This is a genomic window from Halomonas sp. TH-94 (assembly GCF_057473365.1).
The window spans coordinates 130939-147140 of record NZ_JBYCKL010000010.1; the positions used below are offsets into that span (position 1 = coordinate 130939).

At 64.0% G+C, this 16202-nt stretch carries 12 protein-coding genes; 8 read left to right on the plus strand and 4 right to left on the minus strand.

The window, feature by feature from the left end; all coding sequences use genetic code 11:
• Positions 1–14 precede the first annotated feature (14 nt).
• On the minus strand, positions 15–455 hold the full coding sequence (locus AC2VNO_RS02005) for a MerR family transcriptional regulator (protein WP_486932563.1): 441 nt from the start codon (positions 453–455) through the stop codon (positions 15–17).
• Between the two features lie 220 nt (positions 456–675).
• Here AC2VNO_RS02005 and AC2VNO_RS02010 point away from each other — a divergent pair, with 220 nt between their 5' ends.
• The 6 genes from AC2VNO_RS02010 to AC2VNO_RS02035 all read left to right on the plus strand — a co-directional run bounded on the left by AC2VNO_RS02010 (position 676) and on the right by AC2VNO_RS02035 (position 8033).
• Positions 676–1845: an acyl-CoA dehydrogenase family protein gene (locus AC2VNO_RS02010; RefSeq protein ID WP_486932564.1), complete on the plus strand. Its 1170-nt coding sequence runs from the start codon at positions 676–678 to the stop codon at positions 1843–1845.
• 16 nt (positions 1846–1861) lie between these two features.
• Entirely contained in the window at positions 1862–3016 is a 1155-nt protein-coding gene (locus AC2VNO_RS02015; protein ID WP_486932565.1) for an enoyl-CoA hydratase/isomerase family protein, read from the plus strand.
• A gap of 69 nt (positions 3017–3085) precedes the next feature.
• A complete protein-coding gene (gene mmsB / locus AC2VNO_RS02020) occupies positions 3086–3982 on the plus strand; it encodes a 3-hydroxyisobutyrate dehydrogenase (RefSeq protein ID WP_486932566.1) in 897 nt (298 codons plus the stop codon).
• 78 nt (positions 3983–4060) lie between these two features.
• Positions 4061–5449 carry an MATE family efflux transporter gene (locus AC2VNO_RS02025; protein ID WP_486932567.1) on the plus strand — a complete coding sequence of 463 codons (1389 nt, stop codon included), beginning with the start codon at positions 4061–4063 and terminating at the stop codon, positions 5447–5449.
• A gap of 95 nt (positions 5450–5544) precedes the next feature.
• On the plus strand, positions 5545–6726 hold the full coding sequence (locus AC2VNO_RS02030) for an acyl-CoA dehydrogenase (RefSeq protein WP_486932568.1): 1182 nt from the start codon (positions 5545–5547) through the stop codon (positions 6724–6726).
• Between the two features lie 101 nt (positions 6727–6827).
• A complete protein-coding gene (locus tag AC2VNO_RS02035; RefSeq protein WP_486932569.1) occupies positions 6828–8033 on the plus strand; it encodes a CaiB/BaiF CoA transferase family protein in 1206 nt (401 codons plus the stop codon).
• Positions 8034–8050: 17 nt separating this feature from the next.
• Here the strand turns inward: AC2VNO_RS02035 and AC2VNO_RS02040 are convergent, their stop codons facing one another.
• Positions 8051–8827: a DUF3750 domain-containing protein gene (locus AC2VNO_RS02040; RefSeq protein WP_486932570.1), complete on the minus strand. Its 777-nt coding sequence runs from the start codon at positions 8825–8827 to the stop codon at positions 8051–8053.
• Positions 8828–8839: 12 nt separating this feature from the next.
• The gene (gene ppsR / locus AC2VNO_RS02045; protein ID WP_486932571.1) at positions 8840–9673 is read right to left on the minus strand and encodes a posphoenolpyruvate synthetase regulatory kinase/phosphorylase PpsR; all 834 of its coding nucleotides are present in this window, start codon (positions 9671–9673) and stop codon (positions 8840–8842) included.
• 242 nt (positions 9674–9915) lie between these two features.
• On the opposite strand from ppsR, the gene ppsA reads away from it, so the two are divergent.
• A complete protein-coding gene (gene ppsA, locus AC2VNO_RS02050; protein ID WP_486932572.1) occupies positions 9916–12291 on the plus strand; it encodes a phosphoenolpyruvate synthase in 2376 nt (791 codons plus the stop codon).
• Positions 12292–12454: 163 nt separating this feature from the next.
• On the plus strand, positions 12455–14224 hold the full coding sequence (gene ggt, locus AC2VNO_RS02055; RefSeq protein WP_486932573.1) for a gamma-glutamyltransferase: 1770 nt from the start codon (positions 12455–12457) through the stop codon (positions 14222–14224).
• Between the two features lie 37 nt (positions 14225–14261).
• Here the strand turns inward: ggt and AC2VNO_RS02060 are convergent, their stop codons facing one another.
• Entirely contained in the window at positions 14262–16133 is a 1872-nt protein-coding gene (locus tag AC2VNO_RS02060) for a glycerophosphodiester phosphodiesterase family protein (protein ID WP_486932574.1), read from the minus strand.
• Positions 16134–16202 lie beyond the last annotated feature (69 nt).

Here is a 16202-nt window from a genome sequence, read left to right on the forward strand (position 1 = left end):
CCGTGGCGCAGCGCTCAGTATTGATCGAGCCGCTCCAGCACTTCCCGCGCCCGCAGCTCCACATCGTCCAGTTCGCGCTGCATCAGGCGGATGTCTTCCAGCTGACGCTCCATGTTGTTGCGCTTGTCGGCGAGGATCTCGAGCAGACGTTTGAGCTGACGTGCGTTGCCGTCGGGCATGGCGTCATACATTTCGACCACTTCGCGAATTTCGGCCAGTGAGAAGCCTAGCCGCTTGCCACGCAGGGTCAGCTTCAGGCGCACTCGGTCTTTCTCATGGTAGATGCGGGTCTGACCGCGCCGCTCGGGCGCCAGCAGCCCCTCCTGCTCATAGAAACGGATGGTACGCGGTGTCACCTCGAACATCCGGGCCAGTTCACCTATGGAATAGGTGCGACGCTGCCGCGGCAGGCTGCCGTTGACCGGTGGGGTGGCTTCCGCTTTTTGTATGCTCATTGTTGGTTTCCTATGAGTTGGCGGGCACGTCTTGCAGTGTCCCTCCACATAACCGCAACACTAGACGACGTTGACGTTAACGTAAAGTGGTTGTCGACCAAGGGATGTATGCGATAAAACCTAGCAAGTGCTAGGTTGGCTGACGTGAGCTCGGTCGCGCTGGCCATGCCCGTTACCTCCTGCTGGATTTTTGGTCCGCTAAACACGTTGAGGAACCGCCATGCAATTCTCCCTAACCGATGACCAGAAGGCGCTGGTTCAAGCCGCCGCCGACTTTTCGCGGGCAGAACTGGCTGAACACGCTGCCGAATGGGATGCCACGTCGCACTTTCCGGTCGATGTCATTCGCCGGGCTGGGGACGCAGGTTTCCTCGGCATTTACATTCCCGAGGAGCGCGGTGGCCTGGGGCTCTCGCGCCTGGATGCCTCGCTGATCTTCGAACAGCTTTCCCAGGGCTGCATCGCGACGACCGCCTATCTTACCATCCACAACATGGTGGCCTGGATGGTAGCCAGCTGGGGCAGCGAAACGCTGCGTGAAACCTGGGTGGAACGTCTGATCAGCGGCGAGTGCCTGGGTTGCTACTGCCTGACCGAGCCAGGTTCCGGTTCGGATGCCGCCAGCCTGCGGACCAAGGCCGTACGTGAAGGCGACGAGTACGTCATCAGCGGGTCCAAGATGTTCATCTCCGGGGCCGGAGCCAACGATGTCATGGTGGTCATGGCGCGCACCGGTGCGGCAGACAGCGGGGCCGGCGGTGTGTCGACGATTCTGGTGCCGGCGGATGCCGAGGGCATCGAGTACGGCAAGAACGAAGACAAGATGGGCTGGAAGAGCCAGCCTACGCGTCTCGTCAGTTTCGACGGCGTGCGCGTGCCGGTCGGCAATCGTCTTGGTGAAGAGGGCGAGGGCTTCAAGCTGGCGATGAAGGGGCTTGACGGCGGACGGCTCAATATTGCCAGCTGTTCGCTGGGTGCCGCGCAGCATGCCCTGACCCTGTCGCGTAACTATCTTCAGGAGCGCAAGCAGTTCGGTCGTGAGCTCGCCCACTTCCAGGCACTGCAGTTCAAGCTCGCCGATATGGCGACCGAGCTGGTAGCGGCTCGGCTGATGGTGCGGCATGCTGCCTGGCGGCTCGACCAGGGCGACCCGGAAGCGACCGCTCACTGTGCCATGGCCAAGCGCTTCGCTACCGACATCGGCTTCAATGTCTGTAACGAAGCACTGCAGCTGCATGGTGGGTATGGTTACCTGAGAGAGTTCCCCCTCGAGCGTATGGTGCGCGATACCCGCGTGCATCAGATCCTCGAGGGTACCAACGAGATCATGCGCGTGATCGTGGCCCGCCGCCTGCTGGCGGACGGTATGATCGAAGCGCTGCAGCAATGACAAGGAGAACAGCGGCATGACGGATCTTGCAGTCGTCTTCGACGAGTTGCCGACCCGGGACGGGGGGCGTGTCGGTATCGCTACGTTGAATGCGCCGAAGTCGCTCAACGCGCTTACACTTGAGATGGCCCGGCAGCTGGATGCCAAGCTGCAGGCGTGGGCGGTGGACCGCAGCATCGTGGCAGTGTGGCTGGAGGGCAGTGGAGAAAAAGCCTTCTGTGCCGGTGGCGATGTGGTGGCCCTGTACCGCTCGATGACCGAGGAGGGCGAGAATCGTGGTGCGGGACGCGACAGTGTCTATGCCGAAACCTATTTCACCACGGAATATCGCCTCGACTATCGCATCCATACCTATCCCAAGCCGGTGCTGGTGTGGGGAGACGGTATCGTGATGGGTGGTGGCCTGGGGCTCATGGCGGGTGCATCGCGAAGGCTGGTAACCGAGACCACACTGATCGCCATGCCCGAGATCACCATCGGCCTTTACCCCGACATCGGTGCCAGCTGGTTCCTCAACCGCATGCCGCCTGGCGTGGGTGCCTATCTCGGCATCACCGGTGGCCAGCTCAATGCCCGCGATGCCCTCGATCTGGGGCTGGCCGATCACTTCGTGCCGCGAGAGCAGCGCGATGCTCTGCTAGAGGCTCTCGGCGAGGCCGATTATGGGGCCCGCAGCCGCAGCGATCTCCAGGCCGGGGTTCAGCGCGTGCTCGACCGTTTCGAGGCTCGTGCTCATGCGCCCGCGCCCCAGGTTTGGCCATTGCTCGACCATCTCCAGACGCTGTCCGCTCAGGTCGACGCACCCACTGCGGTACATCGCATCCTGAAGGATACGCGCGACGATGGCTGGCTCGCTGCCAACCGCAAGCGCCTCGAGGCGGGTAGCCCGCTCAGCGCCCATCTGGTGTGGTCCATGCTGGAGCGCCATCGGCATACCAGCCTGGCCGATGCCTTCCGCGATGAGCTCAACCTCTCGGTGCAGTGTTGCCGTCATGGGGACATCGCCGAGGGTGTTCGCGCCCTCTTGATCGACAAGGATCGGAACCCCAGGTGGCAGCACGCCAGCGTCGATGATGTCGGCCCGGCCGACCTGCAGGCGCTGCTGGAACCGCTGTGGAGCGTCGAGGCGCATCCGCTGCGGGACATCGATTCAGGGCAACGGGTCAATTGAGCGGCCCACACAACGCCTCGATCACGCCATGACGAACGACAGCCATAACGACAATCAGGAGCAGCTCGCATGAAAATCGCCTTTATCGGCCTTGGCAACATGGGGGCCCCGATGGCCCACAACCTGGTCAAGGCCGGCCATGAGGTCAGCGTCTTCGACCTCGTCGATGCCGCCATGAAACAGCTCGAAGGCGCCGGAGCCCATGCCTGTGCCAGCGCCCAGAGCGCGGCCAGCGGGGCGGAAGTGGTCATCTCGATGTTGCCGGCCGGCCAGCACGTGCGTCGACTCTACCTCGGACGCGAAGGGTCGCCGGGGCTGTTCGATGCCCTGGAAGGCAAGCCGCTGATCATCGATGCCTCTACCATCTCGCCGGAGGATGCCCGCACGGTTGGCGCGGGTGCTGCCGAACGCGGCCTGACCTATCTCGACGCGCCGGTCTCCGGCGGCGTGGGAGGCGCCCAGGCCGGCACTCTGACCTTCATCGTCGGCGGAAGCGAGGCGGGTTTCGACCAGGCCAAGCCGGTGCTCGAAGCCATGGGCAAGAACATCTTCCACGCCGGGGACGTCGGCGCCGGCCAGGTGGCGAAGATCTGCAACAACATGCTGCTCGGCATTCTCATGAGCGGTACCGCCGAGGCGCTGGCGCTGGGGGTCAAGAACGGACTCGACCCGGCCGTGCTTTCGGAGATCATGAAGCAGAGCAGCGGCGGCAACTGGGCGCTCAATGTCTATAATCCCTGGCCGGGCGTGATGCAGGGGTCTGCCGCTTCGCGCGACTATCAGGGGGGCTTTCTCACCGACCTGATGGCCAAGGATCTGGGTTTGGCGTGGGAGCTGGCGCTGGGCTGCAAGGCCACGGTGCCGATGGGCTCCCAGGCGCGCAACCTGTTTGCGCTGCATGCGGCACAGGGTAACGGCGGGCTGGATTTCTCCAGTATCCAGAAGCTCTACCGTTCAGGCGAATAACCTCGATACCGGCAGTTCGGCCGGACTCAAGGAGAAGAAACGGGCACAATCTTGTGCCCGTTTCCGTAGCGAGATGTCATGTCCACGCCAACCACCACCCCGGGGCGCGCCGGCCGCCCCATGCGACGCGAGCTGCTCGAAGGTCCCATTGCTCTGACCCTGCTGCGCAAGTGCCTGCCCGTGGTAGGCGGCATGATCGCCATGATGAGCTTCAACCTAGTGGACACCTGGTTCATCGCGCGGCTGGGCCCCGAGCCGCTGGCAGCGGTGTCGTTCACCTTCCCTGTCGTATTCGCGGTGATCAGTCTGGCCATCGGCCTGGGAATCGGCACCTCGGCAGTGGTGGCTCGCCTGTTGGGCCGGGGCGAAATCGAGACGGTGCGGCGAAGAGCCACCGATGCCGCACTGCTGGCGCTGGCGGTCGGCGTGCTGCTGACGCTGCTGGGGTTGGCCACCCTCGAGCCGCTGTTCAGGCTGCTGGGGGCCGATGCTGCACTGCTGCCGCACATTCGCGATTACATGGGTATCTGGTACCTGGGGGCGGCGGCGGTGATCGTACCGCGGGTGCTCAACAGCGTGCTGCGTGCCCAGGGCAATACACTCATACCCGGACTGATGATGGCACTGGCGGCGCTGCTCAACGGCCTGCTCGACTGGCTGCTGATCTTCGGCGTGGGGCCGTTCCCGGCGCTGGGCGTGCAGGGGGCCGCCCTGGCCACGGTGCTGAGCTGGAGCGCCATGACCGCGGCGCTGTTCTGGCACCGCGAGCTGCGCGACTGTCTCGACCTGCGTCACCTGACGCCGGGTGGGCTGATGGACTCCTGGCGCGAGCTGTCGCGCATTGCTGTGCCGGCGGCGATTACCAGCGTATTCACGCCGCTGGCCCTGGCCCTGGTGACGCGCATCGTGGCCGATCATGGCCACCATGCGGTGGCGGGCTACGGCGTCGGCACACGTATCGAGGCCATAGCCCAGATCGGCGTGCTGGCACTGTCGATGACGCTGCCGCCGCTGGTCAGCCAGAATGCGGGAGCAGGGCAGCACGAGCGCGTTCGACGAGCCATCTACGGTTGCTTCGCCTTCGTCATCGTCTGGCAACTCGGTGTCTGGCTGATGCTGCAGCTTCTCGCTCCCTGGCTCGTTGCCGGCTATACCGCGGGGGGCGAGATGGGGGAGGTATTGCGCAGCTTCCTGTGGTGGGTGCCGCTGGGTCTTGGCGCCCAAGGGGTCGTGATCCTGGCGGTATCGTCCTTCAACGCCCTGCATGAGCCCGCTCGCGCCATGCGCCTCTCGGTCATTCGGCTGTTTCTTCTGACGGTACCGCTGGCCTGGCTTGGCGGTGTGCTGGGCGGTGCCCAGGGTATTTTCATCGGCCTGTTCGTGGCCAATGTGCTGGTGGGGCTGGTGGCGTGGCGTATCCTCAGGCGGCGGCTCGTCACCATGCAGCTGGCCGAGGCGCCTGCCTGAGGCGGGCACGAAAAAAAGCATGCGCAGGGGTTGGCATCGGGATGGGGGTGGTCTACATTCGGTGAAAATGTAGAAATTTCATCAGGAGAGCCGCCATGAGCAAGATCACCCCCGTCACTTGGGAAGACCCGTTCCGCCTGATCGACCAGCTCGACGAAGACGAGCGCATGGTTCACCAGACCGCCTACGACTATTGCCAGGACAAGCTGATGCCTCGGGTGCTCGAGGCCAACCGCCACGAGCGCTTCGACCGCGAGATCATGAACGAGATGGGCGAGCTGGGCCTGCTCGGGGCCACCATCGAAGGCTACGGCTGTGCCGGCATGAACTATGTCAGCTACGGGTTGATTGCCCGTGAGGTGGAGCGGGTCGACTCCGGCTACCGCAGCGCCATGAGCGTGCAGTCGAGCCTGGTGATGTACCCCATTCACGCCTTCGGCAGCGAGGCCCAGCGCGAGAAGTACCTGCCCAAGCTGGCCACCGGCGAATGGGTCGGTTGCTTCGGTCTCACCGAACCTGATCACGGCTCCGACCCGGGCAGCATGTCCACACGTGCCGTGCGCACCGACAATGGCTGGCGCCTCAACGGCACCAAGACCTGGATTACCAACTCGCCGATTGCCGACGTATTCGTGGTGTGGGCACGGGACGAGGAGGGTGTGGTCAACGGCTTCATTCTCGAGAAAGGCATGCCGGGGCTTTCCGCGCCCAAGATCGAGGGCAAATTCAGCCTGCGCGCTTCCATTACCGGCCAGATCGCCATTCAGGACGTGGAAGTTTCCGATGAGCAGCGCCTGCCGGGTGTCACCGGGCTCAAAGGCCCGTTCTCGTGCCTCAACCGTGCCCGTTTCGGTATCGCCTGGGGCAGCATGGGCGCCGCCGAGGCATGTTGGCACGCCGCTCGTCAGTACACCCTGGATCGCAAGCAGTTCGGCCGCCCGCTGGCCGCCAATCAGCTGATCCAGAAGAAACTCGCCGACATGCAGACCGAAATCGCGCTCGGTCTTCAGGCCGCACTGCGGGTGGGTCGCATGATCGACGCAGGCCAACTGGTGCCCGAAGCGATCTCGCTGATCAAGCGCAACAACTGCGGCAAGGCGTTGGATATCGCTCGTGTCGCGCGCGACATGCACGGCGGCAACGGTATCGCCGACGAGTACCACGTGATTCGCCACATGATGAATCTCGAAGCGGTCAACACCTACGAAGGCACCCACGACGTGCATGCGTTGATCCTCGGTCGGGCTCAAACGGGTATCCAGTCGTTCGCCAACTGAGTTCGCCGAGATCCAGACGCTATCTCTAGCGAGGAGCGGCGGGGCAAGCCGAAGCGTAGTTCTGGCTTGCCCCCGTAGCGACGAGAGTGGAAGCAATCAAGATGAACGGACCGCTGCAAGGCATAACGGTGCTCGATATGTCGCGCGTGCTGGCTGGCCCCTGGGCCGGCCAGCTGCTCGCCGATCTCGGTGCCCGCGTGATCAAGATCGAGCATCCCGAGCGTGGCGACGACACTCGCGGCTGGGGCCCGCCGTGGCTGGCCGGCGACGATGATGCCGAACGCGTGGCGGCCTACTTCCTGTGCGCCAACCGCGGCAAGCAGTCGTTGGCGCTGGACGTGGCAAGCGAGCGGGGTCAGGCGCTGATTCGCCAGCTCGCTGCGGGTGCCGACATTCTGCTGGAAAATTTCAAGGTCGGCGGTCTGGCGAAATACGGGCTCGACTACGCCAGCCTGAAGGCCCTAAATCCCAGGTTGATCGGCTGCTCGATCACCGGCTTCGGACAGGATGGCCCCTACGCGCACCGCGCCGGCTACGACTTCATGATCCAGGCCATGGGGGGGCTGATGAGCATCGGCGGCGAACCGGACGGCATGCCGATGAAGACCGGCGTGGCCATCACCGACGTGATGACCGGGCTCTACGCCACCATCGGCGTGCTCTCGGCGCTGCACGAGCGTGAACGTACCGGGGAAGGGCGGCACGTGGACGTGGCGCTGCTCGACGTGCAGGTGGCGGCTCTTGCCAATCAGGCGCTCAATGCGCTGGTCAGCGGGGCCTCGCCGAAGCGACACGGCAACGCCCACCCCAACATCGTGCCATACCAGGCCTTCGCCTGTGCCGATGGGCACCTAGTGCTCACGGTCGGCAATGACGGCCAATTTTCGCGTCTGGCCGAGCTGTTGGGCCATCCGGAGTGGGCTCAGCAGCCGGACTACGCCACCAATGCCGCTCGGGTGGGTAACCGCGAGGTCCTGGTGCCCCTGATCCAGGCGATCTTCATGACTCGCAAGCGTGACGAGTGGCTGGCCGAACTGGAGGCGCGCGGCATCCCCGCCGGGCCCATCAATACCATCGCCGAAGTGTTCGACGACCCTCAGGTCAGCCATCGCGGTATGCATCGCACCCTGAAGCGCGGCGATCTCGAGGTGCCTCAAGTGGCCTGTCCGCTGCGCTTCGACAACCGGCCTGCAATGAGTGAGGTGGCGCCGCCTCGACTGGGCCAGGACAGCGATGCCGTACTTGCCGAGATGGGCCTGACGGCCGAGGACATCGCTCGGCTGCGCCACGAGGGCATTGTTCGCTAGTAAGGCACTCCGGCCATTCAGCCAGCCGCTGCGGGTGAACATTCCCCCAGCGGCTGGCGCTCTTCTCGCAAACCCAAGGTGCCGATACCGGGCAGCTTGATACCCAGTGCGGCCGGGTCGATGCCGAGCACCAGGCCGCCGATGTTGAGCTCAAGCCCCTCCTGTAACCCCGCGGCAGCGCCGACGACGCCACCCAGCGATAGCTGAAAGCCCGAACCGCTCGGGGTTCGTGCCAGCACGCTCTCTCCCAGATAGTCCTTGCCGATGGCGCTGGAGGGCAGTGCCACGCTGAGTTCCGGCACTTCGCGAATCAACCATGCCACGAAGGTGTTGCTGTTGGGTCCCGGCCAGGCACGATAGCGGTCGCGGTAGGGGTAGTCGGGCAGCAGCGCGTCGATGCGTTCGATGGCCCGTTCGGCTTCGCTGCCGCAGAGTGTGGCGTGCAGCGTCGGCGCGCTGCCGAACCAGGCGCGATCGGGCGCCTCTGCACGCGAGGAGAGAGTGGGGCGGCCCCAGCCGGTCACCTGATGCAGGGTGTATGCACTGGCGCCGAGGGGCTTGGTGGCCACCCAGGCGTGGACGGCAAAGATACCGCGCCAGTTGAAGGCGCGTGCGGAATAGACCTGTACCACGGCGCCCTGGGTATCGCTTGGATCCGGGGCCAGTCCGGCGCTGGTTCGGTCGGCGCTGCGCCAGTCGCCACGGGTGTCGATGCCACCGAACTGCCACATGTAGAGAGGCCCGCCGATCAGCAGCGTCAACAGGATCAACAGCCCAACGGAGAGCTTGCGCATGGATGCATGGCCTCAGCGCGGTGAGAAGCGCCGGGTCAACCCCGTCTCGGCAATCATGCGGGTGGAAATCTCTTCGATCGAGAACCGCGTGGTGTCGATGTAGGGCACGTGCATCTGACGATACAGCCCCTCGGCCTGCTCGACCTCCTGGGTGCACTGGTCGAGCGAGCTGTAGCGGCTGTTGGGCCGGCGTTCGTGGCGAATGGCGGCCAGCCGGCGTGGGTCGATGGTCAGCCCGAACAGCTTGTGGCGGTGTTTGGCGAGGGCGCGCGGCAGCTTGAGGATGCCGTCCTCGTCGAGGTCGTCCTCCGTCAGGGGGTAATTGGCGGCGCGGATGCCGAACTGCAGGGCGAGATAGAGCGATGTCGGGGTCTTGCCGCAGCGCGACACCCCCACCAGGATGACGTCGGCCTGGTCGTACTGATGGGTGCGGGCGCCGTCGTCATTGTCCAGCGCGAAGTGCACCGAGTGGATGCGGTCCATGTAGACCTCATCCTGGCCGATGGAGTGGGTTCGGCCCACGGTATAGCTCGAATGCGTGCCGAGCTCCTTCTCCAGCGGTTTGAGGAAGGTCGAGAAGATGTCGATCTTGAACCCGGGCGCCTTGCGTATCACCTCACGAATCGCCTCGTCGACGATGGTATCGATGATGATCGGCACTTCACCGTCGCGCATCGCCGTCGCTTCGATGATGTCGACCAGGGCTCGCGCCTTGTCGATGGAGTCGATATAGGGTTTGGTCAGCATGCGCAGCTCGATGTTCTCGAACTGCGCCAGCAAGCTGCGGCCCAGGCTCTCGGCGGTAATGCCGGTGCCGTCGGAGATGAAGAAGGCGGTACGAGGCATGGTGTCGGCGGTATCCGTTGAGGGAAACCTTCATTGTCGGGGCTTCAGACCCTGGCGGCAAGGCGGCAAAATCGGGGAACGACCGGCGCCTGACTACAGGAATGGCGCAAATCGGCCCATTGTTGTAAAAAACCTCCACTGACTTCGATGTTAGACCAATGGCGAATATGGCCGCTTGCGTTTAAGGTGGGCACCATTGCGTTTTTCGCCTGAAGGTAGGCAACGAAGATCAAGGGGGTTACGTGGAAGACTACATCCTGTGGTTCGATCAGCTCGGCATGGACGATGTCGAACGGGTGGGCGGCAAGAATGCCTCACTGGGCGAGATGATCTCCAACCTGTCGGGAGCCGGCGTCACCGTCCCTGGTGGCTTTGCCACCACTGCTCATGCCTATCGTGAGTTCCTCGCCCACGAAGGACTCAACGAGAGAATCAATCAGGCGCTGGCGCGCCTCGACGTCGATGACGTAAACGAGCTGGCCCGCGTCGGTGCGGAAATCCGTCAGTGGGTGATCGATACGCCGCTGCCGCCCACCTTCGAGGAGCATCTGCGCAGTGCCTACGACAAGCTCGCCAGCCAGCATCCCAACCTCAAGGCGGCAGTGCGCAGCTCGGCCACCGCCGAGGACCTGCCCGACGCCTCCTTTGCCGGCCAGCAGGAAACCTTCCTCAATATCGAAGGCTTCGCCAATATCAAGCGCGCGGTGCATGAGGTGTTCGCTTCGCTGTTCAACGACCGCGCCATTTCCTACCGCGTGCACCGCGGTTATGCCCACGAGAATGTAGCGCTGTCGGCAGGCGTGCAGAAAATGGTGCGCTCGGAAACCGGGGCATCCGGCGTGATGTTCACCCTCGATACCGAGTCGGGTTTCCGCGATGCGGTTTTCGTCACCGCTTCCTGGGGCCTTGGCGAAACGGTGGTGCAGGGGTCGGTCAACCCCGATGAGTTCTACGTGCACAAGCCCACGCTTGCCGCCGGTCGCCCGGCGGTGCTGCGTCGCAGCCTCGGCTCCAAGCTGATCAAGATGATCTACGGCAGCGACGCCAGCGCCGGCAAGTCTGTCGATACGGTGGATGTGCCGCTCAAGGATCGTGCGCGCTTCTGCATCAGCGACGATCAGGTCATGTCCCTGGCTCGCCAGGCCGTGACCATCGAGGAGCACTACGGACGGCCGATGGACATCGAATGGGCACTGGACGGCGATGACGGCGAGCTGTACATCGTCCAGGCGCGTCCGGAAACCGTCGTCTCCCAGCAGGAGGGCGGCAAGCTCGAACGTTTCCACCTCAAGGAGAAGGGGCGCACACTGGTCGACGGTCGCGCCATCGGCCAGCGCATCGGACGCGGCACGGTCAAGATCGTGTTCACGCCGGAGCAGATGGACAAGGTCAATGCCGGCGACGTGCTGGTGACCGACATGACCGACCCCGACTGGGAGCCGATCATGAAGCGCGCCTCGGCCATCGTCACCAACCGTGGCGGTCGCACCTGTCACGCGGCGATCATCGCCCGGGAGCTCGGTATTCCCGCCGTGGTGGGCTGTGGCGACGCCACCGAGATTCTCGAGGATGGCCGTGACGTCACCGTCTCCTGCGCCGAGGGTGACACCGGGCACGTCTATGAAGGCCTGCTCGACTACGACCGCCGAGTCACCAGCGTCGATTCGATGCCGGAGATTCCGTTCAAGATCATGATGAACGTCGGTAACCCGGATCGCGCCTTCAGCTTTGCCAGCCTGCCTCATGCCGGCGTGGGTCTGGCGCGTCTGGAGTTCATCATCAATCGCATGATCGGCGTGCACCCCAAGGCGCTGTTGGAGTACGACACCCTGCCGCTGGAGCTGCAGCAAACCATCAACCTGCGCACCGCCGGCTATGCCAGCCCCGTGGATTTCTACGTCGATAAGCTGGTCGAGGGCATCTCTACCTTGGCCGCGGCATTTCACCCGCAGCGGGTGATCGTGCGGCTTTCGGACTTCAAGTCGAACGAATACGAGAACCTCATCGGCGGTAAGCTCTACGAGCCGGGCGAGGAGAACCCGATGCTCGGCTTCCGTGGCGCCTCTCGCTACATATCAGATGCCTTCCGTCCCTGCTTCGAACTCGAGTGTCAGGCGCTCAAGCGCGTGCGCGACGAAATGGGGCTCGATAACATCGAGATCATGGTGCCTTTCGTACGCACGACCGATGAAGCTCGTGAGGTGGTCGAGCTGATGGCGGCCAATGGTCTGAAGCGTGGCGACAACGGCCTCAAGGTCATCATGATGTGCGAGCTGCCGGCCAATGCGCTGCTGGCCGAAGAGTTTCTCGAACACTTCGACGGTTTCTCGATCGGTTCCAACGACCTGACTCAGCTCACGCTGGGGCTGGACCGCGACTCGGGAATCGTCGCCCACCTGTTTGACGAGCGTAATCCGGCGGTGCTCAAGCTGCTGAGCATGGCGATCCAGGCCTGCAAGGCCAACGGCAAGTACGTCGGTATCTGTGGCCAGGGGCCTTCCGACCATCCGGATCTCGCCAAATGGCTCATGGAGCAGGGGATCGACTCTGTGTCTCTCAACCCCGATGCCGTGCTTGAGACATGGTTCATGCTGGCTGGCCAGACCATAGGCGATTAAAACTTTCTTCTGTTACAAACTAGCCCGATTGAGACTCGTCAATCGGGCTTTTTATCGCCTATGCTGTACATCTCTTACACGGAGTTACCTAGGGGCTTTAACAATGGACATGCGCTCTGTATCTTATCCCCGATGCTGGTTAGCTACTGTTATATCGGCGTGTATGCTCGGTTTGCCGCTGCTGGCTTCGGCCGAGACGGCCTTCCAGTACGAGGCCCCGGCAATCGCTCCGGAATCGGCTTCCGGCTATACCGAGAAACCAGGCTGGGCCACCGAGCGTTTTGCCGTGGCGGCAGCGAACCCGCTGGCGACCGATGCGGGGTATCAGGTGCTTAAGGCGGGCGGGTCGGCAGTCGATGCCGCCATCGCCGTGCAGATGGTATTGACCCTGGTGGAGCCGCAGTCGAGCGGCATCGGGGGCGGGGCCTTCCTGATGCACTACGATGGCGACGAGGTCAAGGCCTACGACGGCCGTGAGACGGCACCGCGGGCGGCCAGCGAATCACTTTTCCTCAATGGCGGCGGCGAACCTCTCGAGTTCATGGAGGCGGCAGCCAGCGGCCTTTCCGTCGGCGTGCCGGGAACCGTACGCATGCTGGAAATGGCTCACGAGCAGTATGGCAAGCTACCTTGGGCGGAACTGTTCGCGCCTGCCATCATGCTGGCAGAAGAAGGGTTCGAGGTCAGCCCGCGGCTGCATACCAGTCTGGCGAGCGAGGAGAAGCTGCGAGAGGATGCTCTAGCCGGTAGCTTCTACTACACCGAGGAAGGCGAGCCCTTGCCCCAGGGGCATCTCCTGCAGAACCCGGCACTGGCTGCCATCCTGCGCGAGATTGCCGAGAATGGCAGCAAGGCGCTGCACACCGGCCCGATTGCCGAAGACCTGGTGCACCGCGTTCAGGGACATCCCGATCGTCCTGGTGCGATCAGCCTCGAAGACATGGCCACCTATGTGGCCAAGGAGCGCGCGCCGCTGTGCACGGACTGGCAGGATTATCGAATCTGCGGGTTCCCGCCCCCGTCTTCCGGGCATCTGACCATCATGCAGATTCTCGGCATTCTCGATCGGCTGCCGGCCCTCGAAACGCCGCTGGAAGAGGATCTTCCCAGTACCGAGTGGCTGCATCGCTTCCTCGAAGCGTCTCGCTTGGCCTTTGCCGATCGCGGCAAGTTCATCGCCGATCCCGATTTCGTCAATGCGCCCGGCGGCGACTGGAGCAGCATGCTGGATGAGGAGTACCTGGCGGAGCGGGCCGAGTTGATCGGTGAGCAGAGCGTGGGGCCCGATGGCGCCGAGGCAGGTCGCCCCGGTGGGGTGGATACCGCCTGGGCCACACAGCCCGCCCAGCCGGAGTACGGCACCAGCCACATCAGCATCATCGATGAAGAGGGCAACGCCGTGGCCATGACCACCACCATCGAGGCTGCCTTCGGCTCGCGTATGTTGGCCGATGGCGGCACCGGCCTGGCCGGTGGCTATCTGCTCAACAACGAGCTGACGGATTTCTCCTTCCGCCCCTTGGGTGCCGATGGTACGCCCATCGCCAATCGCGTCGAGGCAGGCAAGCGGCCGCGCTCCAGCATGAGCCCGACGCTGGTGTTCGACCGCGAAACCGACGAGCTGGTAGCCAGTCTCGGCTCGCCCGGTGGTGCGGCGATCATCCACTATACCGCCAAGGCGCTGGTGGCGATGCTGGAGTGGGGACTCGATGCTCAGGAAGCCCTGAACCTGCCCCATGCCATCACGCTCGGCGGGCCGGCCTATCTCGAGGAGGGGCGCTTCCCCGCCGCGGTGCTCGAGGCGTTGAATGAGCTCGGTCATGATGCCAGCGAGCGTGAGCTGGTCAGCGGGCTGCAGGCCATTCAGCGTACCGACGACGGCTTCTTCGGTGGTGCCGACCCGCGCCGTGAAGGTGTGGTGATGGGCGACTAAAGGGCATTTGGAATGGCGCCCGACCGGGCGCCATCCGTCATCGGCGCAGCCAGTTGCGCAGCTTGACCAGCAGGATCGCGCCGTCGCCGAGCTCGCGCCGGTCTTCCATGAGTTCCACGAGTCGATCGGGGTAGTCGGTAATGATGGCGTCCACCCCGAGATCGATCAGCTGGGACATCCTTGCTCGGTCGTTCACCGTCCAGGCGTGTACCTCGTAGCCCAGCTCGCGTGCCAGTCGAATTTCGTTGTCGGTGATGCGATTGTGCCGCAGCCCCAGGGCGTCGAAGCTGCGACGATCCAGCGTCCCCGGCATTATCAACTGGGCCAGAAGGGTCACGCGTAGCGCCGGTTCGCGCGCCTTGACCATTTCCAATACGTTGCTCGACATCACGGCCAGCCGTGTCTCTGCCGCCACATCCGGATTGCCGCACCTTGCCATGGCATCGCCAGCTGCCTGGGCAAGGCACTGACGTCGCGCCTCGTGCTCGCGATGCAGGGCGGCGATCACGGCTTCCACCAGCGCCTCTTCCACCCCCGGGTCGGGCTTCATGTCGATCATCAAGCCGCTGTTGCCGCGAACCGCGGCGAAAGCTTCATCCAGCGTCGGAATGCGCTCACCCACGAAGGCGTCGCCAAACCAGCTGCCAACGTCGTATTGGCGCAGCTCCTCCAGGGTAAGGTCGCGTACGTTGCGCGGATCCCCGGCGAGGCGTTGCAGGCTGCGGTCGTGATAGAGCACCACCTCGCCGTCGGCGCTGAGCCTGACATCGATCTCCACGTAATCGGCGCGATCCTCGATGGCGCGTTCGATGGCGGCCAGCGTGTTCTCCGGGGCGGCCATCGAGCTGCCGCGATGGGCAATGACCGCAACGTCGTCACGCAGTTCGAAGCTGTTGACGATCCACCATGCCTGCAGCGCGGCAAACAGGATGACGGCGACTTCCACCCCCCAGGCGAGGCGACCCGGGTGGGCGTCTGGCGGCGGTGGAACAGGACGCGGCTCACGGTGGGCCAGGCGAAGGTAGAGGCAGGCCGACAGTAGCGCGTTGGCGGCAATGCCGAGAAAGGTGAAGGCCAGCGTCGCCAGTACGTAGCCTGTCACATAGGCCAGCATGGCGGGGATCAACACGGCGTGGCGCTCGGGCAGCCACCACAGCATCGGGGTGAAGATGCGGTCGAAAAGCAGGCTGGCAAGCAACGGCAGGGTGACGATCACCACCAACACCGATACCACCACCAGGGCGATCCGGGCGCGATGGCCACGGGTCAGGTCGCGGCTGCGCTTCAGTGCAGCCATGGGCGACAGGTTTTCCAGCACTGCCGCGGGCAAGGCCAGGATCCAGCGCACGTAGAGCGATGCTGCAACCGCGGCCCAGGCAAGAATCAGGGGTAACGCCACGCTGAGGTAATACCACAGGGCCGGTGGCCGCATGCGCAAGACGTAATAGGGGTCGAGACCGGCCACCATCAGCTCGTAAAACCAACCCAGCAGGAGTGCCACGGGCAGGATGAGCAGCAGGTGAGCCCCCACCTGAAGGACGACCAGACCGGACAGGGCGGGCAAACGGCGCAGGGTCTGCCACAGGGCGACGAATGCCAGCCGAAAGTGATTGTCGCGTCGCTTTACCGCCACCAGAATCATTCCGGCTTGCTGTAGGTACAGCACCAGGAAGGTCAAGCCGATGGCGAACAGCAGCCAAAGCATGCCGGCCGGGCTGAGCAAAAGCTCCAGCAACCCGGCGTTGGTGATCACCGGGCGCTCGAAGCGCCCCAGCAGGCTGGTCAAGGTCCAGGCCACGGCCGGCAGCAGCAGACTCGAGGCGAGCAGGGTGAAGAACAGGTGATACGCCACCAGCGGACGCAGGTGCTCTCGCAGGCTGCGCAGCATATCCACGCCAAGCGACGTCATCGACTCATAGGCTCCCGGTCCAGAATCATGGCGTTAGCGTGGCATCGTGACCGCCGACAGGGCAAGTCC

What these genes read in the sequence shown, in the direction of transcription:
- AC2VNO_RS02005 (WP_486932563.1), bottom strand. Translation starts at nt 455, where the DNA reads ATGAGCATACAAAAAGCGGAAGCCACCCCACCGGTCAACGGCAGCCTG.
- AC2VNO_RS02035 (WP_486932569.1), top strand. Translation starts at nt 6,828, where the DNA reads ATGAACGGACCGCTGCAAGGCATAACGGTGCTCGATATGTCGCGCGTG.
- AC2VNO_RS02025 (WP_486932567.1), top strand. Translation starts at nt 4,061, where the DNA reads ATGTCCACGCCAACCACCACCCCGGGGCGCGCCGGCCGCCCCATGCGA.
- ggt (WP_486932573.1), top strand. Translation starts at nt 12,455, where the DNA reads ATGCTCGGTTTGCCGCTGCTGGCTTCGGCCGAGACGGCCTTCCAGTAC.
- AC2VNO_RS02010 (WP_486932564.1), top strand. Translation starts at nt 676, where the DNA reads ATGCAATTCTCCCTAACCGATGACCAGAAGGCGCTGGTTCAAGCCGCC.
- AC2VNO_RS02060 (WP_486932574.1), bottom strand. Translation starts at nt 16,133, where the DNA reads ATGACGTCGCTTGGCGTGGATATGCTGCGCAGCCTGCGAGAGCACCTG.
- AC2VNO_RS02030 (WP_486932568.1), top strand. Translation starts at nt 5,545, where the DNA reads ATGAGCAAGATCACCCCCGTCACTTGGGAAGACCCGTTCCGCCTGATC.
- AC2VNO_RS02040 (WP_486932570.1), bottom strand. Translation starts at nt 8,827, where the DNA reads ATGCGCAAGCTCTCCGTTGGGCTGTTGATCCTGTTGACGCTGCTGATC.
- mmsB (WP_486932566.1), top strand. Translation starts at nt 3,086, where the DNA reads ATGAAAATCGCCTTTATCGGCCTTGGCAACATGGGGGCCCCGATGGCC.
- ppsR (WP_486932571.1), bottom strand. Translation starts at nt 9,673, where the DNA reads ATGCCTCGTACCGCCTTCTTCATCTCCGACGGCACCGGCATTACCGCC.
- AC2VNO_RS02015 (WP_486932565.1), top strand. Translation starts at nt 1,862, where the DNA reads ATGACGGATCTTGCAGTCGTCTTCGACGAGTTGCCGACCCGGGACGGG.